Below are 25,750 nucleotides of genomic sequence, written 5' to 3'. Positions count from 1 at the left end.
GGCTGTCGATTGACAGCCTTTTTTTATTCTTTGGTCTTTACAACCATCTGAAGTAATATTCCCAAAATAATAGTGAGGATGGCTCCAATGAAATTCAACCAAAGGAAGCTCACTATATCGAGGTAATAAATGTAAAATATGGTTAGCTGTGTAATTACCGCGCTCCAGAAAACGGCTTCGGCTTTTACGATTTTTACATAAAAGGCTACAAGGAAAATCCCTAAAACCGTTCCGTAAAAAACGGAACCGATTATATTGACCAATTGGATCAGATTTTCAAAAAGAGTACCGACACAGGCAAAGAGAATTGCAATAATTCCCCAAACCAGCGTAAATAATTTTGTAGCGTTTACAAAGTGTTTTTCGGACTTATCGGCTTTCAGATTTCGTTTGTAAATGTCTATGGTTGTCGTTGATGCCAAAGCTGATAGTCCCGAAGCAGAAGACGACATCGCTGCAGAAAATATAACAGCAAGCAAAAGGCCGATCAATCCCTTAGGCAGATAATGCAGAATAAAATACAGGAAAACATAATCCTTATCGTTGGTTTCTGTTTTACTGTCCACATCACTGATTATTTCTTTCGCCTGTTCGCGCAGGTCTTTTTCTTTTCCGGATAAGGAGACCATTTTTTGCTGTAAGATAGGATTGTCAAAATCCTGGTTCAATTGGCCAACATATAACATGCTGATTTCCTTCTTTTCCTCCTGAACGGCATCAAGCTGCTTTTCCAGTCTCTCATAATCAGCTTTTCGCGAAGAGTTTTTTACCAGTTCGTTGTTGGTCGGATTGAAATGCAAAGGAGCCGAATGGAACTGAAAGAAAACAAAAACCATTACTCCGGTTAACAGAATTAGGAACTGCATAGGCACTTTTAACATACCGTTCATGATCAGACCCAGCTGACTTTCCCGAACTGATCTTCCGGTAAGATAACGTCCAACCTGCGATTGATCGGTTCCAAAATAAGAGAGCGCCAGGAAAAATCCACCTGTAATTCCGCTCCAGAAAGTATATCGGGTTTCAGGGTCAAAAGAAAAATCAAGGATATCCATTTTATCATTGGCTCCGGCGATTCCCAATGCATTGCTAAAGCTTAGTTCCTCAGGAAGATTATTCAAAATCAGGAAAAAGGTGATAAACATTCCTGTCATGATTACAAACATCTGTTGCTTTTGGGTAACGTTAACCGCTTTTGTTCCTCCTGAAAAAGTATAGATGATTACCATTATCCCGATGACAACATTCATTAAAGTTAAGTTCCACCCCAATAGTGCTGAGAGGATAATTGCCGGGGCATAAATGGTTAAACCCGTTCCGAGTCCGCGTTGCACTAAAAACAGGATCGAAGCAAGTGAGCGTGTTTTTACATCGAAACGCTGTTCGAGAAATTCGTAAGCAGTAAAAACTTTAAGTTTATGGTAAATCGGTATAAAAGTAATGCAGATTACCACCATGGCAATCGGCAGTCCGAAGTAAAACTGCACAAATCCCATCCCGTCGTGATAAGCCTGGCCGGGAGTTGAAAGAAAGGTAATCGCACTTGCCTGAGTCGCCATCACGGAGATACCAACCATCCACCAAGGCGTTTCGTTATTTGCTAAAATATACTCTTCTACGTTTTTACTTCCTTTGGTTTTCCAGGTTCCGTAAATAACTATAAACAGAAGGGTTACTGATAATACGATCCAGTCGATTAATTGCATGGCTTAGGCGTACATTTGCATTAAAAAATAGAACAGTAAAATATAGAAAGCATTAAGCAGCAGTACGATCGTGTAGCTTCTTTTCCATTTTAAGTCCTGTTCTTTTTTCATTTTTTTAGTTTCTTAGTTGATGAGTTTCAAAGTTGCAGAGTCTTAAAGTTCTGCGCAAAAATATCGTATCTATTTTCTATTCTCCTTCTTAGTTATTTCCAATCGCAATCAGATTAGCCATTAAACGGAAAGCGCCCGGTACTCCTTCAGGTAATTCGCGGAAGAAACTTAAACCTGTATAAATATAGTGACCGTTTCCGTATTTTGCTATTAATAATCCACTGTCTTTCGGAGTCTCGTTTTTATCGTGGGAAGAAAGTATCGGAGTGAATTCTTTGCTCCATTTGTTTGGATAGTACAATCCCTGTTCCTGAATCCAGCATTCAAAATCCTTTTCGGTGATTTTATTCGGGAAATTTAAAACCGGGTGTTTCGGATTTATGAACGTAACTTTTGCTGCTTCCTCCGTAACTCTGTCTTGGGATAATTTCAATTCGAAAGGAGCAAGATCATTGGTAACCAATTTTCCGGCAGTATTGTATTGCACTATCATTGTGCCTCCGTTTTTTACATATTCAAATAAGATGTTTTGTCTGAATTTTAAAGCGTCAACAGTATTATAAGCTCGGATTCCGACAAGAATGGCATCAAAATCCTTAATGTTATCAGGCGTAATTTTTTCCGGTGAAAGTAAAGTCACATTGTAATCCATCTGTCTTAAACTCTCAGGGACTTCATCGCCGGCGCCCATGATATATCCAATGTTTGTTCCTCGGGTTTCAATTTCAATTTTGTTGAATTTTGCTTCAGAAGGCAACAGAACCTGTTGAAGCGGAATATGTGTATAATCAATGGTAACCAGTTTTTTATCGAAACGTTTGTTATCAATGATGGCGATACTTTTAGCGACTGCTTCCGTTGGGTAGGCCGGGGGAGTTACTTCGAAAGTAACGATTTTTTCGCCTCCTTTTTGAAAGATTTCAAAAGGTACTTTTTTAGGCCATACTTTCCAGTCGGCAGGCAAATCGAAGATAACTTCTCCTTTACAGTTGTCCTTACCGGCCCTAACTTTTACCGAAACAATGTGTTTTCTGTTGTTTGGAAACAATTCCACTTTGTTTAAAATTTCGGTGGTAACTTCAGGCAATACTGCAAATGGCTGGTACATTTCTCCTTTTACCGGATCATTAAATTTGTATACCAGGTTTTTGTAAATATCGAACGTTATGTCGCATATCCTGATTTTCCAATGTATTTTTTGCGAATCGGTTTCGGGTTTACCAATCATTTTTGTGTCCGTAACTGAAAACAGTCCTATTGTCCCTTTTTCGCTTAGCCAATAAGGTGATGAAAACGGAACATTTTCCGGAAGTTTTATTTGTTTTTCAACTTTGAAAGGAACGTTGTTTTCGAGCTTTTTATCTTCTGTCAGAACCGTATTTAAAAGTTGGGCAGAAATTATTTCAACAGGTTCACTACAACGGCTCGTGGCTTCTAATTTTAAAGTGACTTCACTGTTTGGATTTGAATTCTGCACTGATGCAACACTTTCCAAATACAGTCCGCAGGTGGCAACAATAATGTTTTCGAGTTCCTGTTTTTTGATGTTTTTCCAGTGTTCATCGCTCAATTGATTGATGAGTTTGTAGGCCTCTATCAATTTTGTCAGATGAACTTCCGGGTTTTTGAAATTGAAATTTGTCTGAATATCAGTAAGGATTTTGCCGATAGCTTCACCGCCTTTAACTCTTGTCCAGGTAGTATTTATTCCTTCGAAAATGTTATTCTTATCTTTTGGAAAATCACCTTTTAAAAATTCAAGATATTCCATTTCATTGCCACGAGTTCCGGTGCTCCCAAAGCCCTGACATTGATGCTGACTTCTGCTGAGCGCCGCAATTTCTCCGTTGCTTTTACCTTTTAAAGGATAATAAACACCGGTATTTATGGTAAAGAGATTGGTTTTATCTGCTTTTTTGAAATTCTCCTCGCTTCCGTAAAACCACCAGGATGTATTGAAAAACAATCGTTTCGGCTGCCATGCGGAAACGGTTTTGAGTTGTTCAGGATAAATGGCCGGATCGTTGGCTTTATCAAAAGCTTCAAAACTTAAAATTGCAGATGCGGTATGATGTCCGTGCGTTGTTCCCGGTGTCAGATGATTGAAACGATTGATGATCACATCGGGTTTAAATCGTCTGATGGTAAGGATTACATCGTTTAAAATAGCTTCTTTATTCCATATGTCAAAAGTCTCAAGCGGTTCTTTTGAATATCCAAAATCATTAGCACGCGAAAAAAACTGTTCGCCTCCGTCTATTCTTCTTGCTGCTAAAAGTTCCTGCGTACGTAGAACACCTAAAAGTTCCTTGAGTTCGGTACCGATAAGGTTTTGTCCGCCATCACCGCGGGTTAACGACAAATATCCGGTTCGGGCTTTGGTTTCGTTTGAAAGATAGGAGATGAGTTTGGTATTTTCATCATCGGGATGAGCAGCAATATAAAGCACCGATCCCAAAAAATTTAATTTTTCTATCTGATTGTAAATATCGGATGATGTAGGTTTTTGCGGTTGCTGTGCAAAAGATGGATGCAAAAAAAGCAATGAAAAAATATATAAAAGTAAGCCAGGCTTCTTCATAATGTGGCGTTATTCTTGTTTTTCAAATATAATAAAATTGACGTTCAGGGGCATATATTTAACATAAATAAAGAAGCAAAGCCGCTAAAGACTTTGCTTCTCTTATATTGATTATGATAGTTTGGATTTATCCTCTTTGGCCATGACCTCGTCCTCCGCCATTTCCGTGGCCACCATTTCCATGACCGCCATTTCCATGACTGTTGCCGCGACCGTTTCCACCATTTCCTCTACCGTTTCCATGGCCTTCATTGTTTCTGGTATATCCATTATCTGAACTTCTGTATTCAGTACGGTAATCATCATGTCTCCTGTTTCCTTGATTATCGTTGTCATTTCTTTGATAATCCGATCTGTAAGAATCATTATGATCATCATCTCTATGGTTGTGATAACCATCTCTCGGACCATTGTAAACTACTTGCGGACGAACACCGATGGTTCTTTGATAAGGACCTTTATATCCATGACAGTATTTTACTTTATGGTGTTTGTAATAAACATAAGGGTTTGGTCCATAATCATGTAAACAAACTTTATAAGCGCCATACAAATCGTAATGTCTGTATCTGTATGGTAAATAGGCTGCTCGGATCCATCCGCCTCCATCAAAATAGATGAACATTGCCGACGGGATATCGTAATACACTTCAATATCCGGGATATAATAATAACGTGCTTCGGTATAACCAACCGGACCCCATGCAGGAGCGGGTGTATTAATATTTACATTAACCGATACTTGTGCATTGGCACTTAACGTTATCAAAAATAGTCCTGCGAATAATAGTTTGATCGTTTTCATAGATTTTAAAATTTAATTAGTGTTAGGGATGTTTATGTATTTCCAACTTCCGTGCCAAAAATTATTTGAACAAAAAAAAAGACAAGGATTACTTGTCTTTTATCTATGAATGAATCTAATTTCTTAGTGTCTTTTTCCATGTTTTCCATGTTTGGATTTATGTTTGTCTTCGCCGTAATGATTGCCACTATTCCCTTTAGATTTGTAAGGCTTTTGGCCTTTTACGATATACCCTTTAGGGTATTTTGATTTATGGGTATGGAAATGTTCATAAGGGCTATTACCTCTGTAAGGAAGAATTACTTTGCATCCGGAGTGTAAATCAAAGTGGGAATAGTGTGCCGGTAATCTTTTACATCTGACCCATTTTTTTTTGTATGGATAGATAAACACTGCATTTGGTACATCGTAATAAACCTGAATATCCGGAATATAATAGAAATGGGCATCATGCGTGTCGGCAGGTCCCCAAACCGGAATGTTAATATTTACATTAACATCGACTTGTGCATTCGTGGAAGTTGATAAAAAGAAGACTAGTCCGAAAAATAAAAATTTTAGTGTTCTCATTTGATTAAATTTTTTGGGGGTTAGATTGGGTATAAGTGATAAAAGTAATGAAATATTTTTTTAATTTTTTTCTATAAAATTATTGAGATGTTGGTATACTTTATCTACAGGAAGTCCAACAACATTCGCATAGGAACCATCAATTCTTGCAATAGCCACTAAGCCAATCCATTCCTGTATTCCATAGGAACCAGCTTTGTCAAAGGGTTTGTAATTATCTAAGTAATATTTAATTTCTTCGTCTGAAAGAAGATTAAACGTTACTTCCGTTATCTCATGAAAAGTGTCTTTTTTAGTATTTGTTTTTATGGACACCGAAGTTATTACTTCATGGGTTTTTCCCGATAAAGACTTTAACATTTTGAACGCATCATCATAGTCCTTTGGTTTGCCTAAAGCGCGGTTTTCGTGCCATACAATCGTATCGCTTGTCACCAGAACATCATTATTGGAAAGTTCGTTTTCAAAAGCATTTGCTTTCAATTCGGCTAAATAATCGGTAATCGCTCCTGCTTTCAGGCTTTCAGGATAAATTTCCTCGACGTCTTTTAAACGGATTTCGAAATCCAGATCCAAATCCCTGAAAAACTGCTGGCGTCGTGGCGAACCGGAGGCCAGAATAATGTTGAAATTCTTCAGTTTGTCTCTAAGCATTCCCTTTCATGTTTAAGGTGATAACAACGATGGAAAGAATTCCGAACAACATTACCAGTTTTAGAATCAGACTTAAATGACCAAAGTCTTTCTTAGTTGTCGCATTCCATATTTTTATTAAGAAATAGAGTAGAGGTCCTAATACAAAAAGTAATGTATAGTACATCACCCATTGGATGTCCGATAAATTGTCATTAACGTAAAAGATCAGAAGGGCTATCGGAATAAAAGTCAACCCGAAAACCAGTTTTGAAGTTCTGCCTTTTCCCAATACTATTGGAAGTGTACTCATGCCTGAGTTATAATCACCATCCATGTCTTCAATATCCTTTACTATCTCGCGAATAAAATTAATGATGAACGCAAAAAATGCATAGTCCAGAAGGATACTGAAAAGTGTACCCATTTGTTGGCGGTTTCCGTCATACGTTGCTGGATATAAATCAAAAATACCGACCAAAACTATACTGAAAGCCACTAGCAATGCGACGATGATATTTCCGATTAAAAGGTTTTGTTTTAAATTGGTTGCATATAGGTACAAAGTTGCGGCCACTACAATGAATACTGCTGAAAAACCAGGTTTCTCAATGATGTTTGAAAGGTAAAAACCAATTCCGACACCAATGATATTCAGCGTCACGTAAATATTGTACGCCATCCCTTCGGAAATATGTTTGCCGACAATAACATTATTTGGTTTGGAAAATCCATCGGTTTCCTGATCCATAATATTGTTGATAACATAACCACCGGCAGCAATAGCTACGGTTGCAATCACTAATAGGATAAATTGCCAATCGGCTAATGCCAGCGATATATCCTGTTGGTTTTTAAAGAATAAAAAGTGAAATACAAGCTGCATTAAAGCCAGCATCAGTAAATTTTGAAAGCGGATTAGTTTTAGAAAGTTCATTGTTACTTATTTCGGTATTCTTTATTATATTTTTTTTTACAATTAGTCAAATTTCGCATCAAAATGTTCCATCCACTTCCCCTGGACTTTCATTACCTGTTCGATGACGTCGCGGACAGCACCTTTTCCACCATTACGGTGGGACACATAATTGGAAATATTCTTAATTTCCGGAACAGCATCCTGAGGACAGGTTGGTAATCCGACTAACTGCATCACATGATAGTCCGGGATATCATCGCCCATGTATAAAACCTGATCCGGTCTGATATTGTAGATATCCGTGAATTCCTTAAAAGTATCTACTTTATTGGGAACGCCTAAATGAATATCAGTGATACCGAGGTTTCGTAATCGAACACGTACGCCTTCATTGCTTCCTCCCGAGATAATGCAAACGGTATATCCATTTTCAACTGCAGCTTTCATTGCGTAGCCGTCGCGGATATTCATTTCGCGAAGCATTTCTCCTGTTGGTGTGATATGTACGGTTCCGTCTGTAAGAACACCATCAACGTCGAAAATAAACGTTGTGATGTCATTCATGATTTCCTTATAACTTTTTGTCATTGTATTTTTGTATGGATTGGGTTAACAATTCGTAAATTGTTTTTTTATTCTCGTCTTCCAGAAAAGACAAATGTTTTTCAATTGTTTTATGATCGTTGCGTTTTGCCGGACCAGTCTGCGCTTCTAAAGGGGAAAGCGTTTTTATTTTCTCAGCTGTTTCTTGAATCAGAGGCATTAAAATTTCGAAAGGAACCTGATTTTCGTCGCAGATTTCCATTCCTAACTGATAAAGATGATTTACGAAATTGCATGAAAATACAGCTGCCACATGCAAACTCTGTCGTTGCTCGGAACTGATTTTAAAAACCTTATCCGAAACCATTTTTGCTAAACTTTCCAGGATTGTATAATCCGATTCGTTTTCCGTTTCCAGGCAAATTGGTACGACTTTAAAATCGATTGTTTTTGTCTTTGAGAACGTCTGCAGCGGATAGAAAACGCCTTTACGGTTTTTACTGCTTAATGCGTCCAAACCAACACTTCCAGAAGTATGAACTACCAATTGGTTTTTAAACGGAAGTTGTTCCGAAACTTCAGCAATAGCATCATCTGTGACAGAAATAATGGTGATATCAGCCGGTTTTATTTCAGAATATAATGTTGTGATTTTATCACCGGAAACCAAATGATTTACATTTTCCTTTTTACGAGAAAAAACCTGTTGCAACAGTACATTTTCAGACTGTAGAAATACTGAAATTAAATGTTGCGCCACATTTCCGGAACCGATGATATTTACTGTGATCACTTCTAAATTCTTTAAATCGAGTCAACAATTGCTACAAAATCTTCAGCAACCAAAGATGCTCCACCGATTAATCCGCCATCAACATCCGGTTGAGAAAAGATTTCCTTTGCATTTTCCGGTTTTACACTTCCACCATAAAGAATCGAAACATTTTCAGCAACGGAACTGCCGTATTGGTGTTGTATCGTTTCACGAATGAACTTATGCATTTCCTGCGCCTGTTCGGGCGTTGCTGTTTCTCCTGTTCCGATCGCCCAAACCGGTTCATATGCCAAGACGATATTTACCCATGCATTGGCATTCAAGTGAAATAGTCCGTCGCGCAATTGAGTATCCACAACATTAAAATACTGTTTGTTCTGACGGTCTTTTAATTCTTCGCCGATACAGAAAATCACACGCATTTCGTGCTTTAAAGCAGTATCAACCTTATTAGCCAAAAGAGAATCTGTTTCTTTGGAATAAGCGCGTCTTTCCGAGTGACCTAAAATTACATTGTTTACTCCGACACCTGTAAGCATGCTTGCCGAAACTTCTCCGGTATAAGCACCACCTTCAGCCTGATGCATGTTTTGTGCAGCTACACTAACATTGGTATGTTCCAAAATATGTACGGCCTGCGATAAGTTAACAAAAGATGGAGCAACAATCACTTCTACTTCTTTTCCTGACGGAAGCTGGTTTAAAATATCCGTCAAAAGCTGTGTGGTTTCAACAGCATTTTTATTCATTTTCCAGTTGCCTGTAACTATGTTATGTCTCATTATGGTATGTTAGTTTATTGTTTTTAATGTTTCAACCAATTTTAAATCATCGGCTTCGATTGCATTGAAAAGTGCAATGTTACCTTTTTTATCCACGATTAAATAACGCGGAATCCATGTTAAATCAATGGCTTTTCCGAAAATACCTTTCATTCCGTCCGTCGCCATGTAATGTTCACCGGTTACTTCGTGTTTTTCGATTCCTTTTTGCCATGCTTCCTGCGTTTTATCCATCGATATGAATAAATAAGTTGCATTTGGGAACTGACTCTGCAAGGCTTTCACCTTTGGTAATCCTTTGATACAATCGGAACACCACGAGGCCCAGATGTCCATAACGATCGTTTTGCCTTTGTATTTTTTTAAGATTTCTTTAAACGTCATTGTACTTCCGTCTAAAGTTACCATTTCATTTTTTAATGCCTCCTTCTTAAAAGTAGTCTGCGTTTCCTGTGCACATGAGGAAAGCGTTACGGCAAAAAACAGAATTGCTAAAAATTTTTTCATTGTTATTTTTTTAATTCCGAGTAGGGTTTGTTAATAATAGTCTGATATCCGGCGGCATCAAATTTGTTATCCGTTATTCCGTAATAGAATTTATATTCGTTTCCGTTCCATAGGTATTTTACGCCCGGCGTGTCTTTTCCCGAGCCAAGAACACCCCAAAACGGAATAACGTCAATCATTACATAAGGATATTTTGCTCCCGCTATTTTAAAGAAATCCGGTATCTTCCACGGTTCTTCATTCATGAAGATGATTTTTATTTCAGGGAAGTCAGGATTATTCTTTTTCATTTCCGTAAGTTCTTTGGCAACCTCCTGACAATGATCACAACCAGGAACGAAGAAACATAATGTTTTACGACCTTTATCGATATCAGCGAAATATTTTGCATAACCCGATTTACGTTTTGCAGGTTCATTAACAGGTGCTTTCTCTGCTTCTTTAACGATCTCTTTTGCAGTCTCTTTTTGAGCCGGATTTTCTTTAACCGTATCCGTTTTGATTGCCGGTAAATTATTTTCCACGGTTGGAGTTGATGTCGTGTCAATGTTTGTTTCCAGTGTACCGATGTTTGTTTCAGGTATAATTACATCTTCAGAAGTTGTACTCTTTATCGGCGCCAATAAAAAAATCGCAGCAATCGATAAAAATGTAATTAAAGCAACAACCCAAAGCTTAGAAGTAGGGGCATCTTCTTTGGTTAATTTGTAAAGCCAAACTAATAATGCAACAGCTACTATGTTTTTAATGATAGCCTCAATCGGGGTCATCGGAAGCAATTCTCCAAAACAACCGCAATTGCCTGTATTTCCACCGCTTAAAAAAGTTACGTATGATAAGTGTCCTATGAAAACCACTAAAAGCAAAGTGGTGGCCGGGATTATGAGTTTTTTAAGATAATTGTTCTGCAAAATCAAAAGACCCAGTGCCATTTCAATTCCGATCAGAATTCGTGAAAACCAAGGCGCTATTGTTTCTGAAAAACCAAGTGGATACAATTGTTTAACTTCAAATGTCGAAATAGCAAAATAGGGTGAAGGGTACATTTTTGCTATTGCCGAAATGAGGAACAAGAATGCTATTAAAACTCGTATTGCAGTTGACGCGTATTTCATGGTTTTAGTATTTTATTTTTTTGCAAATCCCGTTAAAATAAGGGCAAAGACAGAATAATTGATCATATCCTGATAATTGGCATCAATTCCTTCAGAAACCAATGTCTTTCCCTTATTGTCTTCGATTTGTTTCACACGAAGAAGTTTCTGCAAGATCAGATCCGTTAACGAACTTACACGCATATCGCGCCATGCCTCTCCGTAATCATGATTTTTAGCTTCCATAAGATCTTTGGTGATCTGTACTTTCTCGTCGTACAATTTCACTGCGGTTTCCCAGTCCAAATCCGGTTGGTCAGCCACTCCTAAATCCAATTGGATCAACGCCATAATCGAATAATTGATAATGCCGATGAATTCTCCGGTTTCATCTTCGTCGATTTTGCGCACTTCATTTTCCTGTAAACTACGGATACGTTGCGCCTTAATGAAAATCTGGTCGGTTAGGGAAGGCAGACGTAAAATGCGCCATGCACTACCATAATCCTTCATTTTTTTTGTGTATAAATCGCGGCAAATGGCAATTACCTTGTCAAATTCCTGTGAAGTCGTATTCATTTAAGTTATCTTTGTTTCTTGAGTTTTCAAATGTAAAGAAATTAAGGCGAAGTTCAAAGTCGAATGCTCCTGCTTTATTAATTTGGAATTCGTCATTTTAATCTTCGATTTATATCAGTATGAACATTAATTGCAAAGGGCAGCTTATCGATTTGTCCCAGCCCAAAATAATGGGGATTCTCAATATTACGCCGGATTCTTTTTTTGACGGAGGAAAATTCAAATCAGATGTGGATTTTATGAATCAGACGGAAAAAATGCTGACCGAAGGTGCGACTTTTATAGATATTGGTGCTTATTCTTCCAGGCCTAGTGCAGCTTTTGTTTCAGAATCTGAGGAATTGTCTCGTTTACTTCCGATTGTGGAATTAATCAGTAAAAAATTTCCTGAAGCAATTTTATCCATTGATACTTTCAGAGCTAATGTGGCCCAAGGAGCAATTGAAAGCGGCGCGGCTATAATTAATGATATTTCTGCCGGAATATTGGATGAAAATATGATGGGCGTGATTGCCAAAGCCCGTGTTCCTTATATCATGACGCACATGCGCGGAACTCCGCAAACGATGACTGCACTGACCCAATATGATGACATTGTCAAGGAAATGATTTCCTATTTCGCCGAGCGGATTTCTGCTGCCCGAAGTTTAGGAATCAATGACATTATTATTGATCCTGGATTTGGCTTTGCAAAAACGTTAGAACAGAATTACGAAGTACTTCGGAAACTGGAATTGTTTCAGATGTTGGATGTTCCTCTTTTGTCCGCCGTATCTCGAAAATCGATGATATACAAATTATTGGAAACCAATCAGAACGAAGCACTTAACGGAACTACTGCTTTAAATACAATTTCACTTTTGAAAGGTGCTAAAATTCTCCGGGTACACGATGTTAAGGAAGCTGTGGAGTGTGTACGTTTATGTTCTCACATCCAAAATTAATTTTTTAAAATATGAAGAAAGGAATCTGTATTTTAATTGCATTCTTGGTGATTTCCTGCGGAGAAAAAAAGGAAATCTTATTGCCTAAATCAGATGTTACGGTTGTGAAAGAAATTGAGGATCTTTCTAAAATTGACATTTTCTTTTCCACTGAAAATAAAGATACTTTGGCTGAAGTCAGAAAGAATGCTGTTATTACGACTACCAATTGGGTTTTTAATATCGACAAACGTCTACCACTGAAAACCATCATGCCTGAAATCATGAAATTGCAGAAGAAAAAGCTAAAGCGTAAAAGCAACGAAGATGCGCCAAAAGATAATTTCTATTCCTATGCAGACAGTATCGGAAAGAATCTCGCATTTATTCCCTTTACCAATACTACTTACCGACTTGAAAAGCCAAACTCAGGAATAATTGTATTTTTTAAAAAGAATAATCAGGTATTTGTAAATGATACTTTAGTTCTGAAAGAAGAATTACATCAAAAGCTAAAGAATCGTTCCAACGAAGAAATTAGATTCTGCTTCGACAAGAACAGCAGTTATGGGACTTATATTCAGAATAAATTATACATCAGAACATTAGAGCTAAAAAAAAACGGTGCTGTTGAATTTATTTATTAGAAGTTGCGAGACTATGAAAAAAGGTCTTCCTTTCTAACTCGGAAGACCTTTTTTTGATTTTTTGCTGGAGGACTGGTTTTAGTAGCCACCGCCACCTCCGCCGCCGCCGCCGCCACCTGACGAAGTTTTTTTGATGAGTTGGCCTCTAATTTCTCCGTCCGGATAAGCATCAGTGTGCAGATTAATATAATACATATTCGCTTTAAGATCAGCTTCTTCGGCTGCACTTAATGCAACACTGGTGTAAGTTATAGGCGAAGCTAAACTTGAAAAAGCAAATACCGGTGGACCACTAACGCCTACTGCGCCTTTATGAATATGGCCGGCAATAGGTGTTATTCCACTATAAGTTACCGTAACAGTTAATATTTTAGTGGAGTTGTTAAATGAAAGCGCAGCATTACCCGTCGCTGTTGAAGCGTTAGGCGGTACTTCACTCGAACCTTTTAAAGCTGCCGTAAAATTTGTTGTGGTAGGAGTCGGTGTAGGTGTTGGCATCATATCGTTGTCATCATTACTACAGGAGACCAACCCAACCGAAAATAAAGTAGCCGCTAATAAACTTATATATACTTTCATAAGTAAAAAACTAATGATTATGGAGGGTTCTAAGAAAGGAAGCATAAATAATACGCTGATAATCATAATGCTACCAGGAGATAGCATTTCACAGTCACTAGTAAAATTAGGTTTTTTTCACAAGATAACCCTTAATTTTTGATTAACTTTAACCTTGATTTTCAGTATATTAATCTCTTTTTAGAAGGTTTTTTGATCAATTCTATTGATGATGATAAGGTTCATTTTTGAGAATCGTAAAGCCGCGGTATAATTGTTCAATAAAAAACAAACGTACCATCTGATGCGAGAAAGTCATCTGCGAAAGCGAAATTTTCCCCTGAGCTTTTTTGTAAACCTCCTGGCTGAAACCATACGGGCCACCAATTACGAAAACAAGTGTTTTTATTCCTGAATTCATTTTCTTTTGCAGCTCTTCCGAAAAGGCGACACTGGAAAACATTTTACCGTTTTCGTCTAATAAAATCAACTGATCCGTGGCGGATAACTTCGAAAGGATCAATTCGCCTTCTTTCTCTTTTTGCTGGGCTTCGGAAAGGTTTTTTACGTTTTTGATGTCCGGAATAATCTCCAATTCAAACTTAATGTAAAACGACAACCGTTTAGTGTAATCATCAATTAATGTTTGCAAAGCTTTATTGTCGGTTTTACCGATAGCGAGGAGTTTAATATTCATGGTTTCGGATTAAAAAACAAAGATAGGAGAAATTTACGAAACGGTTTTTTTAAACCCCTGAAGGTCAGTGATTTTAAAAGCTAATTATCATAAAATCAAGCAAATATGTTAAATTTAAGTTATTCTGTTTAAATCAGGAGCGATGTAAATCCTGAAATAATCAAAATAATGTATCTTTGACCGCAAATGCTTTAATTAGAATGATTACAACACAAACAACACAATTGGAACACTATTTTCTGCAATTCAGAAAAAACATCATCGGTATTGACCAGGAGTTTGATTCTCCGTTCGGAAGAAAAAAAATCATTTACACGGATTGGACTGCTTCAGGACGTTTATACCGTCCGATCGAAGAGAAACTGATGAATGAATTTGGACCATTTGTAGCTAATACGCATACTGAAACTACAGTATCCGGTACTGCAATGACCATGGCATATCATGAAGCACGTGACATTATCAAAAGACATGTGAACAGCAACGAAAATGATGTGTTGATTGTGGATGGAAGCGGTATGACTGGAGTTATCAATAAATTTCAGCGTATTTTAGGTTTGAAAGTGCCGGAAAATCTTCAAAAATATACGCAGATTCCGGAAGAGAAAAAACCTGTGGTTTTCATTACGCACATGGAGCACCATTCAAATCAGACTTCGTGGTTGGAAACGATTGCGAAAGTAGAAGTGATTCCGGCTTGCGAAAAAGGGTTGATCTGTCTGGATAGTTTTAAAGCATTATTAGAAAAATATAAAGACTGTACTTTAAAAATAGCTTCTGTTACCGCTTGTTCAAATGTTACAGGAATTAAAACTCCTTATCATGAAGTGGCAAAATTGATTCATCAGTACAACGGAGTTTGTTTTGTGGATTTTGCCTGTTCAGGACCGTATGTAAAAATAGACATGCACCCGGCGGATAATCCGGATGGTTATTTGGATGCTATTTTTATGTCGCCACACAAATTCCTTGGCGGACCTGGTACTTCAGGAGTTTTGGTTTTCAACAAAAAACTATACAAAAACATGGTGCCTGATCATCCGGGGGGTGGAACAGTTAGCTGGACAAATCCTTGGGGCGAACATAAATACCTTGATAATATTGAAGAGCGGGAAGATGGTGGAACTCCGGGCTTCCTTCAGGTTATCAAAACAGCTTTGGCAATTCAGTTGAAAGAGCAAATGGGAATCGACAATATCCTGAAACGCGAGCATGAAATTGTTGAGTATGTTTTCGACAGATTAGCGAATGTTCCAAACATTAATATTCTTGCGGGACAGCATCAGGATAGGTTAGGGGTTATTTCTTTTTACATCAATGATCTGCATTTTAACCTTGGAGTGAAAATCCTTAATGATAAATTCGGAATACAGACTCGTGGCGGTTGCAGTTGTGCCGGAACTTATGGACATTACTTATTGCATGTTGATCAGGAAACGTCGCATTATCTGACGGATAAAATTACCCACGGGGATTTGATCGAGAAACCGGGATGGATCAGAATGTCAATTCACCCAACAACAACTTCAGCAGAGATCGAATTCGTTTGTAACAGCATCATCGCTATGGCAGAAAATCATAAAGAATGGGCTACAGATTATGAATACAATAAAAATTCAAATGAGTTCCTTCACAAAGACGCTGCTCATAAAGAAAAAGAAATGGTGAAGAATTGGTTTTCGTTATAAGAAATCAAAATTTAGAAATAAAAAAATCCACTTGTAATAAGTGGATTTTTTTATTTTACTAACTGCTCCCGACAGCTATCGGGACTGCTAACTGCTAACTGCGTTTTCCTTCGTATGTTTCCAGCGTTTGTGTGTCCACAGATAATATTCTGGATTCGCCAGGATCTGTTCTTCTAACATCCTGAAAAACATATCGGTTATTTCATAATCGGCTACAGCCTTCGGGTTATCGACCATCGGTACGAAAGTTGCCTTATATTTTCCACGACCTAATTTTTCTCCTTTTAAATAAAGTACATTAAAGTCCAGGCGCTTGGCAAGCATTTCTGCTCCTGTATGTACTGGGACATCCGTACCCATGAACTTTGTCCAATGCAAAGCTTTCCAGACTTTCGGCGATTGATCGGCAATAAATCCGTAAAGACATTTGATTCCTTTTCTGTGATTAGAGATCATTACGGAAGTGGTTTCTTTAGTATCAATTAAACCAGCATCGAATCTACCGCGTATCCTTCTTACCAAACTGTCAAAATATTTGTTTTTGATTCGTTTATATACGCCAACTCCTTTAAAATTAGCCAACTTGTTCATGATGATCAGCCATTCATAGCTAGAATAATGTCCGGAGAAAAGAATAATGCTTTTACCTTTATCCTCATATTCATGAAAAAGGTCCATATTAGTTACAACAAAACGTTTGCGCATTTCGTTTTCCGAAATAGTCATGGTTTTGATCATTTCCATAAAACCGTCAACTAAATGATGGTATGATTTCTTCTCTATGATAAGGCGTTCTTTATCAGATAAATGAGGTAATGCTAACGCCAGATTCTGTCTTACTACTTTTTTTCTGTATCCAATAATATAGTATACAAGGATATAAATGCAATCGGAAACAAAATATAGTAATCGGAAAGGAAGTATTGATATGCACCACAAAATGGGATAAGCCAACAAGAATATTAATAACTGCATTTATATATTTTTTTGCAAAGATAATTTATAAACTGATTATTTGGTTTTCAAATAACATTCAATAAAGAAACATTGGTTATTTTTACCCAAACAAAATACAAATATATGAACTCTGTAATATTACTGATTATAGTTATTACCGCCATTGTAAGTTTTAAAGGTTTTAATGACCACTCTTTTTTCAGAAAATATCAATTTCACATCGGCAGCATCCGTGCCGGCGAACATATTCGCATGATAACCTCTGCTTTTTTGCATGGAGATCCTGGGCATTTGATATTTAACATGCTGACATTGTTTTTCTTTGCGCCGGTAGTTATGAATTTTTTCGGGGCCTTTCCGTTTCTCATAATTTATTTCGGAAGTCTGGTTTTGGGTAGTTTACTCACTTTGTATTTTCATAAAAACGATTACTCGTATACAGCTATCGGAGCCTCTGGTGCTGTAATGGGAGTTGTATATAGCGCGATTTTGATTTTTCCGGATATGGAGATTTATGGTTTTATTCCCGGATACATTTTTGGAATCGGATATTTATTGTATTCCATCTACGGAATGAAAGCCAAGAATGATAATATAGGGCATACAGCGCACTTCGGAGGCGCAATCGGGGGTTATATAATTACATTGGCTAAAGATCCCTCGATGATGACGGACCATATGCTGACAGTAATTCTACTAGCAATTCCGATCGTGATCTTAATTGTTTTATTAAAAATGGGGAAAATTTAATTCGTTTGGCATTGCTTTTGATTTGTAATGAAAAACTTAAAAATAAGATTTTAAAAATCGAAAATCATCAACATTTAAAAAAACAGATTATGACAAAGAAAATAGCTTTACTTGGAGTTGTCTTATTTATGACAGGACTTTCTTTTGCTCAGGAAACCAAACAAGTTCCGCAGATTGTAGTAATGGGAGAAGGAAAAATTAAAGTTACCCCCGATCAGGCAGTGATTACCGTAGGAGCGGAAAATACTGGTAACGACGCAGCTGACGTGAAAACGAAAAATGACGTAGCCATTGATGGTATTATTAAATACATCAAAAAAATGAAATTAGCGTCATCGGATTATCAGACACAAAGAGTATCACTATACAAGTATTATGACTACCAGAAGAAAAAGAATATCTATACCGCTTCACAAAATATAGTTATTACACTTAAGGACTTATCCAAGTACGATGAATTGATCATGGGTTTGGTAGATTCCGGCGCGAATATGATTCACGGCGTAGATTTCAAATCCTCTAAGGTTGCTGAATATGAAAGTCAGGCAAGAGTTAAAGCAGTTCAAAATGCGAAAGCCAAAGCGGCTGATTACGCATCGGCTTTAAATCAGAAAGTAGGTAAGGCGATTTTGGTTTCCGATAATTCAATGACCAACTACCCAAGACCCATGTTTGCTGCAATGAAAATGGATTCCGAATCCGCTGCACCGGCCAGAGAAACATTGGCAATCGGTGAAATTGAAGTTATCGCAAACGTTACGATTAACTTTGCCATAGAATAACAAATTTGTACGGATTATTTTGCTTGGCTCTGAGAATCCAATTACATTTGCACCATTCAACACAACAAGACAATTAATGAATACAATTACGACTACCAATTTTAACTTTCCGGGTCAAAAATCTGTGTACCGAGGTAAAGTAAGAGAAGTTTATAATATCAACGACGAACTTTTGGTAATGGTTGCGACCGACAGATTATCCGCATTTGATGTGGTGATGCCAAAAGGAATTCCTTACAAAGGTCAGATTCTTAATCAAATCGCAACGAAATTCATGCAGTTAACTGAAGACATCGTTCCGAACTGGTTGATCGCTACTCCGGATCCGAATGTTGCCGTTGGTCATTTATGTGATCCTTTTAAAGTGGAAATGGTAATCCGTGGTTATTTGTCCGGACATGCAGCTCGCGAGTATGCGGCAGGAAGAAGAGTGTTATGCGGCGTTGAAATGCCGGAAGGATTAAAGGAAAATGATAAGTTTCCGACTCCGATCATTACGCCGACAACAAAAGCGGATAATGGTTCGCATGATGAAGATATTTCTCGTGAAGCTATTTTAGCTAACGGAATCGTTTCAGAAGAGGATTATTTGATTTTAGAAAAATATACAAGAGCTTTATATCAGAAAGGAACTGAAATTGCTGCTTCACGCGGACTGATTTTAGTAGATACAAAATACGAATTCGGTAAAACAAAAGATGGTAAAATCGTTTTGATCGACGAAATCCATACGCCGGATTCATCTCGTTATTTTTATGCTGAAGGATATCAGGAAAGACAGGATAGAGGTGAAGATCAGAAACAATTGTCGAAAGAATTCGTTCGTCGCTGGTTGATCGAAAATGGTTTTCAGGGAAAAGAAGGACAACAGATTCCAGACATGACCGAAGAATACATTGAAACGGTTTCGGATCGTTACATCGAATTGTATGAGAACATTATAGGTGAAAAATTCGTGAAAGCAGATATCTCAAACATCAATGAACGTATCGAGAAAAATGTTCTGGCTTTTTTGAACAAATAATAAAATAACTTAATCGTAAAGATAAACTAACCACGCTCTGCGTGGTTTTTTTGTTCTTTGTAATAACAAAAATGAATATGCTTATTGTTTTCCGACGAACGGTTCTAAAATTTCGATTATCAGTATCTATTTGTTAAAGTTATGTTATAATCGAAATTCAGAAGTAACGAAAGGAAAGTTAAAGCGTCTATTCATTAAATCATTAATCAAAAAAAATCAATCATCATGAAAAGAACAATCAGTTTATTAGGTTTAGCTTTAATCGCAACTACAAATGTTGCTTTAGCTTCAAATGTTGCAACTTCAACTTCTAAAAATGTTGCAATTCACTATTCGGATGTAACACCGTTGTTTATGGCTATCAGTAAAGGAGATGTGGCTACCATTAAAAAATTCATCGAATATGGTGTAGACGTAAACGAATCTAAGAACGGCGTAACACCGTTAATGTTGGCAGCTCGATTCAATAATGCTGAAATTGCAAAACTTTTAATTGAAAAAGGGGCAGATGTTTCGGCTAAGGATGAGAATGGACGAACTGCTTTACAACTTGCTGAAGCAATAAAAGCAACTCAGGTAATTGAAGTAATTAAAGCTGCCGGAAAAAGATAAATTTTTGGGTTAGTTGTAGTAAGAAAAAAAACCGGACTTGGTCCGGTTTTTTTGTATATCAATATGAAATAATCACGCTAAGATTGGAGCTTATTTAACTCATTAATTACTTCGTCTTTATAGGTTTTTGAAATTGGAATTTTTTTACTTCCAATTGTTATAAAGGTCGTACTGAAACCGTCAATTTTAGTTTTGTTTACAATGAAACCTTTGTGCGTCTTTATGAAATTTCCGGAAAGTTTCTCCATAAATTCCGTTATGGTAGAACGATAGCGGTATTCTTTTTCAGGAGTTACAATAAACAGGTAATTCTTCTGACTTTCCGCAAAAATGATGTTTTCAATAGCTACTTTCTCAAAAACCTCATTGTGTTTAATATATAGGAAAGCTTCATGTTGTACCGGAGAAATGATTTGTTTATTGTAATTAAGCATTGCTATTTCGATTGCGGAAAAAAGATCTGCTTTCTGGAATGGTTTAATTAGATATCCCTGTGGTCGGGTGGCTATGGCATTTTTGATCGTTGCATCATCGGAATAAGCGGTAAGAAAGACATGCGGAATAGCATATTTCTCCTGAATATAATTGGCGAGCCAAATACCATCCTTTTCTCCCTGGATTGTAATGTCCAAAAGGGCAAAATCAACTTTGTTATCAGAAAGTATTTCGATAGCTTCCTGTGCATTCATAGCTGCTCCTACGACATTGTACCCCATTTCAGTCAATAAAACAGATATGGTTTTTTGGGTAATATACTCGTCTTCTACAACTAAAATATTCAGTGGTTGATTCATCATGTAATATCTTTAAACGTAATAATAATGTTAGTTCCGTTGTTACTTTGCCAGTCAAATTTTCCTTCTAACTGTCTTGTTAATCCCTGAATGAGATCAAAACCAATTGATTGCAGCTTCTTCGGATTAAAATCATCTGATAGTCCGATGCCGTCGTCATATATGTTCAGTTTGTAAATATCGGATTCTTTTGTGAGATTTATTTTAATCGTTCCGTTTTCTTTCTCTTGAAAAGCATGTTTGAAACAGTTCGTCACAATTTCGTTAATAATCAAACTGAGAGGGATAGCCGTACTGATTCCAAGCTCTATCTCATTTGCATCGATCTCAATAGCAATTTTTGTATTGCTGCTCTGATAAGTTGTCTGAATGGCCTGGACTAATTCCGACAGATAATCCTGAAAAGGAACTTTACTGAAATTCTCCGATTGATAGAGCGTTTTGTGAATTAATGCAATCGACTGGATTCGCGACTGGCCTTCTTTCAAAATCACTTTTGTATTTTCATCGGTGATGTTAATATTTTGAAGTTCCAATATTCCTGAAATGATCTGCAGATTGTTTTTAACCCTGTGATGAATTTCCTTTAAAAGCATTTCCTTTTCGGCCAATGATTCTCTAATGGTTTCATTTTTTGCTGAAATTTCATCGTTTTTCTGCTGAATCTCTTTCTGTTTTTGACGGGAATTATTCAGATATAATAATGTGGTCAGTAAAATGATTCCCAAGGCAACGGCAACTATGTAAAGTATGTCTTTTTCTTTGGCATCAATATCCGATCGTTGTTTTTGAATAACATTGTCCTTTTCCTCTAATTGGTATAGGATTTCATTTCCGGCCAATAAAAGGCGTTGTTTCTTCGAATTTATCGAATCACTCAAATTGAACGCTTTTTCAGAATAGGTGAAGGCTTCATCTTTTTTATTCTGTGCTTTCAGTAATTCTGCTTTTGTTCTGTAGTAGAGCACTCTTGTTTCAGGTGATATTCCTTTTGTTAAGAGTTGTTCTCCAAATTCTAAGTTTTTTTGTGCTTCAGTGTAGTCCTTTAACTTAATGTTACATGTGGAAAGAAAGATAATGGTTCTTATGATCCCGTCGTTGCTGTTCTTATCTTTGCTTTTTATTCCGATGGAAATGTCTTCCGTCAGCAGAGGTATGGCACTTTTATAATCGCCTTGTTTCATTTTTAAAAGACCAATATTCCCTTTCACAAGACCGAATAATGCACGGTAATTCCCAAAATCATTTTTTTTAAGAGCTGTTTCTGCTTTTAGTAATGACAGATTGTAATAATGATAAGCGCTGTCAATTTGATTATTCTTGAAAAAATAAAATCCTAAGCTGTTGTAAGCAGAGGGGATTATAAGCGAATCACGTTTGGGATTTTTCAGGATTTCTTTGATTTCTGATTTCAATTGTAAAATCGCCTTGTCATATAAGAACAATCTGGCATATAAGGCACTCTTATTACTATAGCTCCACAAAGGATAATCCACTCCTTTTTTTCTGAGATAGGCTATTTCAGAGTTTATTTTAAAAACATTAGAATATAAATTAAGGTCTAGATAAGCACTTTGCAATTGAACCAAGAAGAACATTTTTCTTGAATCGGAAAGTTTATAATCGTTATTGCTCAGAATCTCTTTTAAAGTAACAATGGTTTTTAGGTCGTCCTTTTTAAAAATATAGATTTCGGCTAATGCGAATTTAACACGCATCAACGAGTTTATATCGGAGTTAATTTGTTCATCGGCGGATAGTTTGAGTAGATCCTGGTATAAAAAATCCAGATGATCCAATTTTTGCCGATGAGTCAGGCTTTCGTAAAAACTGATTTTATCAATCCCTTTTTTTGAAGCAAAGGTTTCCTTTATATTGTCGGTTGTTTGGGCGTTTCCATTGAAGAATGGAAGAAAAAGAAGCAGACAGCAGATTATGTTTCTTAAAGCAGACACCAATTATTCTAAAACTTCAATTTTGACACTCAATTCACCGTGACTTTTCTTATCGGTTATTTTCATGAAAGCTTTTTTACTTAAGTCAATTTCCCTGCCTTTAGTAAACGGGCCACGATCATTAATCGTCACAATAACCGATTTTTTATTGGCAAGATTGGTCACCTTTACTTTTGTTCCAAAAGGTAGTTCTCTGTGGGCTGCGGTTAATTTCTTATTGTTGAAACGTTCTCCGCTGGCTGTTTTTCGGCCATTAAATTTATTGTGATAGTAGGAGGCAACACCTGTACTCTTGTATCCTTTAACTGAAACAGAAGTGGTTTTCGCTTTGGAATGCGATGAACCGCAACTGTTCAGTAGTAAAGTAAATGACAGCAGTAAAAGGACTATCGAAAATTTAAACCTAAATTGGCCCATTGTTTTTATTTGAAATAAGAAAAAGTCTCGTTGTTTTCGATTTTCAGCAAACTTTCATAAATTAATTGGATGACATTTTCCACATCCGTGCGGTGTACCATTTCCACCGTTGTATGCATATAACGCAACGGAAGTGAAATTAGTGCAGACGCAACTCCGCCATTACTGTAAGCGAAAGCATCAGTATCAGTTCCTGTTGCTCGTGACGTAGCATGACGCTGGAACGGAATTTTTTTGTCTTCTGCTGTCGTTACAATCAGTTCACGAAGTCTGTTTTGCACGGCCGGAGCGTATGCAATCACCGGTCCTTTTCCCATTTTTAAATCACCTTCAATTTTTTTATCGATCATTGGTGTTGTGGTATCGTGGCAAACATCAGTTACTATAGCAACATTCGGCTTGATGGTTTGAGTTATCATTTCCGCTCCACGAAGACCAATTTCCTCCTGAACCGAATTTACAATGTACAATCCGAAAGGTAATTTCTTTTTGTTTTCTTTCAGTAAACGAGCCACTTCAGCAATCATAAATCCGCCCATACGATTGTCGATGGCACGACAAACAAACTTATCGTTGTTTAAAATCATAAACTCGTCCGGATACGTAATCACGCAACCCACATGAACTCCTAATTTTTCAACTTCTTCTTTAGTAGAGCATCCACAGTCAATAAATATATTATGTAACGTAGCAGATTCTTCCTTACCGCGATTTCTCGTATGAATAGCCGGCCAGCCAAAAACCCCTTTTACAATACCGTTTTTAGTGTGAATATTTACACGTTTGGAAGGTGCAATCTGATGATCAGAACCTCCGTTACGGATAACATAGATTAGTCCGTCATCTGTAATATAATTTACGTACCACGAAATCTCATCAGCGTGTCCCTCAATCACCACTTTGTATTTTGCCTCTGGATTTATTACTCCTACGGCAGTTCCGTAAGTATCCGTAATAAATGTATCTACGTAGGGTTTAAGATATTCCATCCAAAGCTTTTGTCCACTTTCTTCATAACCGGTTGGCGATGCGTTATTTAGATAATTTTCTAAAAAAGTCAGAGACGATTTGGACAATATTGATTTCGTTGCCATAAAAATATTTTTTTGCTAAAATAATAAATTGGCATTAGAGTTGTTAGTATAATGCATATTTTTGATATAATAAATAAGTTTATGAAGCGATATCTTTTTGTGAGTATTTCATTCTTTTTTTACTCCTATATATATAGTCAGGTAACCAATGATACTGTTCGTTTGATGGAACAGGATACGTCCGTTGTTTTTAAAACACAAATGGATGAAATGTTCATTGGAAAAGACAAGGCTAAATTAGAAGAGATGGAGCGAATTAAAAAGATTCAGCGCCGTGTATTCAAAGTTTATCCTTATGCGAAACTGGCAGCAGAGAATTTGAAGATTCTAAATGCCAATATGGCAAAACTGAAGACGGAACGTGAAAAGAAAAAATATTTCAAGATTGTCGAAAAATATCTCGAAAACGAATTTGAAGGACGTTTGAAGAAATTCTCCCGTAAAGAAGGACAGATTCTGGTGAAGCTGATACACAGGCAAACCGGATCAACAACTTTTAAATTGATTAAAGATTTAAAAAGCGGCTGGAAAGCGTTTTGGTCCAGCAATACAGCACGATTATTTGACATCGATCTGAAGGCGGAATATGATCCTTTCAATGAATTAGATGATTTCTATATTGAAGGGATGCTGGTAAAAGCCTTCCGCGAGGGGAAACTGCAACGCCAGGATCCGGCTGTTCCGATAGATCTGGCAGAACTTTCTGCTACCTGGAGAGAAAAACTTAACCGATCAAGAAAGGCAAGGGAAGAAAAGGCAGCCAAAGAAAAAGCTGAATTGGAGGAGAATAAATAATTTTTTTCTTTTTTGAAGCGAATGGTTCGGGCGTTTTTGGGGACTTCGTTCCCGCTTTCCGTTGCAATTCCTCCGCTGCGCTCCGGGATTTCCACTGCAATCGGGGCTAGGAGAGTGGCTTTTTTCATTTATCTGTAAAATTTTGGGCTTTGTTTAGAGGGTTGTCGTGAGGAGGAACGATGAAGTAATCTCATAGTATATATAATATATAGTATAGTAAATCCGACTTTGCCACTTAGTGACTCTGCAACTCTGCAATTTTCTAAAAAAAAACTTTCCCAGGTTACAAAATGGTTATCAAGGAGTTATGGAAAGTCCCGGAAAAACTTTTAAAAAAAGGTTGAAAATAATTAGGAGTTATGGAAAAGAGTGCTACTTTTGCACCCGCAATCAAGGCACAGTTCTTTAGAAATTTTGAAAATGACAAGTCGAAAAGATTTTGAAAAAAATCG

The 25,750-nt window shown here is 37.0% G+C and carries 27 protein-coding genes; 8 read left to right on the top strand and 19 right to left on the bottom strand.

All coding sequences use genetic code 11. The features are described 5' to 3' along the window. Window positions 1–23 precede the first annotated feature (23 nt). From AC3E9U_RS15455 to AC3E9U_RS15400, 12 genes are all read right to left on the bottom strand, one after another. Window positions 24–1,706: a sodium:solute symporter family protein gene (locus AC3E9U_RS15455; RefSeq protein WP_488747830.1), complete on the bottom strand. Its 1,683-nt coding sequence runs from the start codon at window positions 1,704–1,706 to the stop codon at window positions 24–26. Between the two features lie 199 nt (window positions 1,707–1,905). Further along, window positions 1,906–4,398 (bottom strand): PIG-L family deacetylase, encoded by a 2,493-nt coding sequence (locus tag AC3E9U_RS15450; protein WP_488747829.1) that lies wholly within the window; start codon window positions 4,396–4,398, stop codon window positions 1,906–1,908. Between the two features lie 127 nt (window positions 4,399–4,525). After that, window positions 4,526–5,203, bottom strand: a complete 678-nt coding sequence (locus AC3E9U_RS15445; RefSeq protein WP_488747828.1) for a hypothetical protein — start codon at window positions 5,201–5,203, stop codon at window positions 4,526–4,528. 123 nt (window positions 5,204–5,326) lie between these two features. Continuing rightward, complete coding sequence (locus AC3E9U_RS15440) at window positions 5,327–5,773, bottom strand: hypothetical protein (protein WP_488747827.1); 447 nt, start codon at window positions 5,771–5,773, stop codon at window positions 5,327–5,329. A 60-nt stretch (window positions 5,774–5,833) separates the two neighbouring features. Beyond that, a complete protein-coding gene (locus AC3E9U_RS15435) occupies window positions 5,834–6,427 on the bottom strand; it encodes a Maf-like protein (RefSeq protein WP_488747826.1) in 594 nt (197 codons plus the stop codon). Beyond that, complete coding sequence (locus AC3E9U_RS15430; protein ID WP_488747825.1) at window positions 6,420–7,343, bottom strand: geranylgeranylglycerol-phosphate geranylgeranyltransferase; 924 nt, start codon at window positions 7,341–7,343, stop codon at window positions 6,420–6,422. The genes AC3E9U_RS15435 and AC3E9U_RS15430 overlap by 8 nt, the downstream gene beginning before the upstream one ends. 42 nt (window positions 7,344–7,385) lie before the next feature. After that, window positions 7,386–7,913, bottom strand: a complete 528-nt coding sequence (locus AC3E9U_RS15425) for a KdsC family phosphatase (RefSeq protein ID WP_488747824.1) — start codon at window positions 7,911–7,913, stop codon at window positions 7,386–7,388. Continuing rightward, window positions 7,897–8,661: a Rossmann-like and DUF2520 domain-containing protein gene (locus AC3E9U_RS15420; protein ID WP_488747823.1), complete on the bottom strand. Its 765-nt coding sequence runs from the start codon at window positions 8,659–8,661 to the stop codon at window positions 7,897–7,899. Before AC3E9U_RS15420 ends, AC3E9U_RS15425 begins: the two co-directional genes overlap by 17 nt. An 11-nt stretch (window positions 8,662–8,672) precedes the next feature. Continuing rightward, entirely contained in the window at window positions 8,673–9,425 is a 753-nt protein-coding gene (gene tpiA, locus AC3E9U_RS15415) for a triose-phosphate isomerase (RefSeq protein ID WP_488747822.1), read from the bottom strand. 9 nt (window positions 9,426–9,434) lie between these two features. Further along, a complete protein-coding gene (locus AC3E9U_RS15410; protein WP_488747821.1) occupies window positions 9,435–9,932 on the bottom strand; it encodes a TlpA family protein disulfide reductase in 498 nt (165 codons plus the stop codon). Between the two features lie 2 nt (window positions 9,933–9,934). Then, complete coding sequence (locus tag AC3E9U_RS15405) at window positions 9,935–11,047, bottom strand: MauE/DoxX family redox-associated membrane protein (protein ID WP_488747820.1); 1,113 nt, start codon at window positions 11,045–11,047, stop codon at window positions 9,935–9,937. Between the two features lie 12 nt (window positions 11,048–11,059). Then, entirely contained in the window at window positions 11,060–11,605 is a 546-nt protein-coding gene (locus AC3E9U_RS15400; protein WP_488747819.1) for a DUF1599 domain-containing protein, read from the bottom strand. A 119-nt stretch (window positions 11,606–11,724) separates the two neighbouring features. Here AC3E9U_RS15400 and folP point away from each other — a divergent pair, with 119 nt between their 5' ends. Next, window positions 11,725–12,549, top strand: a complete 825-nt coding sequence (gene folP, locus AC3E9U_RS15395; RefSeq protein WP_488747818.1) for a dihydropteroate synthase — start codon at window positions 11,725–11,727, stop codon at window positions 12,547–12,549. 11 nt (window positions 12,550–12,560) lie between these two features. Then, window positions 12,561–13,175: a hypothetical protein gene (locus AC3E9U_RS15390; protein ID WP_488747817.1), complete on the top strand. Its 615-nt coding sequence runs from the start codon at window positions 12,561–12,563 to the stop codon at window positions 13,173–13,175. A 78-nt stretch (window positions 13,176–13,253) separates the two neighbouring features. On the opposite strand, the gene AC3E9U_RS15385 is transcribed toward AC3E9U_RS15390, so the two are convergent. Together AC3E9U_RS15385 and rlmH are read right to left on the bottom strand one after the other, a co-directional pair. Continuing rightward, window positions 13,254–13,754 carry a CHRD domain-containing protein gene (locus AC3E9U_RS15385; RefSeq protein WP_488747816.1) on the bottom strand — a complete coding sequence of 167 codons (501 nt, stop codon included), beginning with the start codon at window positions 13,752–13,754 and terminating at the stop codon, window positions 13,254–13,256. A 202-nt stretch (window positions 13,755–13,956) separates the two neighbouring features. Next, window positions 13,957–14,430: a 23S rRNA (pseudouridine(1915)-N(3))-methyltransferase RlmH gene (gene rlmH / locus AC3E9U_RS15380; protein WP_488747815.1), complete on the bottom strand. Its 474-nt coding sequence runs from the start codon at window positions 14,428–14,430 to the stop codon at window positions 13,957–13,959. 200 nt (window positions 14,431–14,630) lie between these two features. On the opposite strand from rlmH, the gene AC3E9U_RS15375 reads away from it, so the two are divergent. Further along, window positions 14,631–16,118 carry an aminotransferase class V-fold PLP-dependent enzyme gene (locus AC3E9U_RS15375; RefSeq protein WP_488747814.1) on the top strand — a complete coding sequence of 496 codons (1,488 nt, stop codon included), beginning with the start codon at window positions 14,631–14,633 and terminating at the stop codon, window positions 16,116–16,118. A gap of 87 nt (window positions 16,119–16,205) precedes the next feature. On the opposite strand, the gene AC3E9U_RS15370 is transcribed toward AC3E9U_RS15375, so the two are convergent. Next, window positions 16,206–17,093: a lysophospholipid acyltransferase family protein gene (locus tag AC3E9U_RS15370; RefSeq protein ID WP_488747813.1), complete on the bottom strand. Its 888-nt coding sequence runs from the start codon at window positions 17,091–17,093 to the stop codon at window positions 16,206–16,208. A gap of 105 nt (window positions 17,094–17,198) precedes the next feature. Between AC3E9U_RS15370 and AC3E9U_RS15365 the strand changes: the two genes are divergently transcribed. From AC3E9U_RS15365 to AC3E9U_RS15350, 4 genes are all read left to right on the top strand, one after another. Next, the gene (locus AC3E9U_RS15365) at window positions 17,199–17,825 is read left to right on the top strand and encodes a rhomboid family intramembrane serine protease (protein ID WP_488747812.1); all 627 of its coding nucleotides are present in this window, start codon (window positions 17,199–17,201) and stop codon (window positions 17,823–17,825) included. An 89-nt stretch (window positions 17,826–17,914) separates the two neighbouring features. Continuing rightward, on the top strand, window positions 17,915–18,607 hold the full coding sequence (locus AC3E9U_RS15360; protein WP_488747811.1) for an SIMPL domain-containing protein: 693 nt from the start codon (window positions 17,915–17,917) through the stop codon (window positions 18,605–18,607). 76 nt (window positions 18,608–18,683) lie between these two features. Next, window positions 18,684–19,631, top strand: coding sequence for a phosphoribosylaminoimidazolesuccinocarboxamide synthase (locus AC3E9U_RS15355; protein ID WP_488747810.1), 948 nt, complete (start codon window positions 18,684–18,686; stop codon window positions 19,629–19,631). Between the two features lie 225 nt (window positions 19,632–19,856). Then, complete coding sequence (locus AC3E9U_RS15350) at window positions 19,857–20,243, top strand: ankyrin repeat domain-containing protein (protein ID WP_488747809.1); 387 nt, start codon at window positions 19,857–19,859, stop codon at window positions 20,241–20,243. Between the two features lie 77 nt (window positions 20,244–20,320). Here AC3E9U_RS15350 and AC3E9U_RS15345 read toward each other — a convergent pair whose 3' ends face one another. From AC3E9U_RS15345 to AC3E9U_RS15330, 4 genes are all read right to left on the bottom strand, one after another. After that, window positions 20,321–21,040, bottom strand: coding sequence for a LytR/AlgR family response regulator transcription factor (locus tag AC3E9U_RS15345; protein ID WP_488747808.1), 720 nt, complete (start codon window positions 21,038–21,040; stop codon window positions 20,321–20,323). Then, window positions 21,037–22,836: a tetratricopeptide repeat-containing sensor histidine kinase gene (locus AC3E9U_RS15340; protein WP_488747807.1), complete on the bottom strand. Its 1,800-nt coding sequence runs from the start codon at window positions 22,834–22,836 to the stop codon at window positions 21,037–21,039. Before AC3E9U_RS15340 ends, AC3E9U_RS15345 begins: the two co-directional genes overlap by 4 nt. A 159-nt stretch (window positions 22,837–22,995) precedes the next feature. Then, window positions 22,996–23,409 (bottom strand): septal ring lytic transglycosylase RlpA family protein, encoded by a 414-nt coding sequence (locus AC3E9U_RS15335; protein WP_488747806.1) that lies wholly within the window; start codon window positions 23,407–23,409, stop codon window positions 22,996–22,998. Between the two features lie 5 nt (window positions 23,410–23,414). Further along, window positions 23,415–24,503 (bottom strand): M42 family metallopeptidase, encoded by a 1,089-nt coding sequence (locus AC3E9U_RS15330; RefSeq protein WP_488747805.1) that lies wholly within the window; start codon window positions 24,501–24,503, stop codon window positions 23,415–23,417. A gap of 81 nt (window positions 24,504–24,584) precedes the next feature. Between AC3E9U_RS15330 and AC3E9U_RS15325 the strand changes: the two genes are divergently transcribed. Continuing rightward, the gene (locus tag AC3E9U_RS15325; RefSeq protein ID WP_488747804.1) at window positions 24,585–25,298 is read left to right on the top strand and encodes a DUF4294 domain-containing protein; all 714 of its coding nucleotides are present in this window, start codon (window positions 24,585–24,587) and stop codon (window positions 25,296–25,298) included. Window positions 25,299–25,750 lie beyond the last annotated feature (452 nt).

The organism is Flavobacterium sp. 21.1, from assembly GCF_057801535.1.
The sequence above is the reverse complement of the archived record's forward strand: the minus strand, read 5'-3'. Positions and strand labels throughout refer to the sequence as shown.

Coding starts and splice junctions, on each gene's coding strand:
- AC3E9U_RS15455 (WP_488747830.1), bottom strand. CDS start 1,706: ATGCAATTAATCGACTGGATCGTATTATCAGTAACCCTTCTGTTTATA.
- AC3E9U_RS15450 (WP_488747829.1), bottom strand. CDS start 4,398: ATGAAGAAGCCTGGCTTACTTTTATATATTTTTTCATTGCTTTTTTTG.
- AC3E9U_RS15445 (WP_488747828.1), bottom strand. CDS start 5,203: ATGAAAACGATCAAACTATTATTCGCAGGACTATTTTTGATAACGTTA.
- AC3E9U_RS15440 (WP_488747827.1), bottom strand. CDS start 5,773: ATGAGAACACTAAAATTTTTATTTTTCGGACTAGTCTTCTTTTTATCA.
- AC3E9U_RS15435 (WP_488747826.1), bottom strand. CDS start 6,427: ATGCTTAGAGACAAACTGAAGAATTTCAACATTATTCTGGCCTCCGGT.
- AC3E9U_RS15430 (WP_488747825.1), bottom strand. CDS start 7,343: ATGAACTTTCTAAAACTAATCCGCTTTCAAAATTTACTGATGCTGGCT.
- AC3E9U_RS15425 (WP_488747824.1), bottom strand. CDS start 7,913: ATGACAAAAAGTTATAAGGAAATCATGAATGACATCACAACGTTTATT.
- tpiA (WP_488747822.1), bottom strand. CDS start 9,425: ATGAGACATAACATAGTTACAGGCAACTGGAAAATGAATAAAAATGCT.
- AC3E9U_RS15410 (WP_488747821.1), bottom strand. CDS start 9,932: ATGAAAAAATTTTTAGCAATTCTGTTTTTTGCCGTAACGCTTTCCTCA.
- AC3E9U_RS15405 (WP_488747820.1), bottom strand. CDS start 11,047: ATGAAATACGCGTCAACTGCAATACGAGTTTTAATAGCATTCTTGTTC.
- AC3E9U_RS15400 (WP_488747819.1), bottom strand. CDS start 11,605: ATGAATACGACTTCACAGGAATTTGACAAGGTAATTGCCATTTGCCGC.
- folP (WP_488747818.1), top strand. CDS start 11,725: ATGAACATTAATTGCAAAGGGCAGCTTATCGATTTGTCCCAGCCCAAA.
- AC3E9U_RS15390 (WP_488747817.1), top strand. CDS start 12,561: ATGAAGAAAGGAATCTGTATTTTAATTGCATTCTTGGTGATTTCCTGC.
- AC3E9U_RS15385 (WP_488747816.1), bottom strand. CDS start 13,754: ATGAAAGTATATATAAGTTTATTAGCGGCTACTTTATTTTCGGTTGGG.
- rlmH (WP_488747815.1), bottom strand. CDS start 14,430: ATGAATATTAAACTCCTCGCTATCGGTAAAACCGACAATAAAGCTTTG.
- AC3E9U_RS15375 (WP_488747814.1), top strand. CDS start 14,631: ATGATTACAACACAAACAACACAATTGGAACACTATTTTCTGCAATTC.
- AC3E9U_RS15370 (WP_488747813.1), bottom strand. CDS start 17,093: ATGCAGTTATTAATATTCTTGTTGGCTTATCCCATTTTGTGGTGCATA.
- AC3E9U_RS15365 (WP_488747812.1), top strand. CDS start 17,199: ATGAACTCTGTAATATTACTGATTATAGTTATTACCGCCATTGTAAGT.
- AC3E9U_RS15360 (WP_488747811.1), top strand. CDS start 17,915: ATGACAAAGAAAATAGCTTTACTTGGAGTTGTCTTATTTATGACAGGA.
- AC3E9U_RS15355 (WP_488747810.1), top strand. CDS start 18,684: ATGAATACAATTACGACTACCAATTTTAACTTTCCGGGTCAAAAATCT.
- AC3E9U_RS15350 (WP_488747809.1), top strand. CDS start 19,857: ATGAAAAGAACAATCAGTTTATTAGGTTTAGCTTTAATCGCAACTACA.
- AC3E9U_RS15345 (WP_488747808.1), bottom strand. CDS start 21,040: ATGATGAATCAACCACTGAATATTTTAGTTGTAGAAGACGAGTATATT.
- AC3E9U_RS15335 (WP_488747806.1), bottom strand. CDS start 23,409: ATGGGCCAATTTAGGTTTAAATTTTCGATAGTCCTTTTACTGCTGTCA.
- AC3E9U_RS15330 (WP_488747805.1), bottom strand. CDS start 24,503: ATGGCAACGAAATCAATATTGTCCAAATCGTCTCTGACTTTTTTAGAA.
- AC3E9U_RS15325 (WP_488747804.1), top strand. CDS start 24,585: ATGAAGCGATATCTTTTTGTGAGTATTTCATTCTTTTTTTACTCCTAT.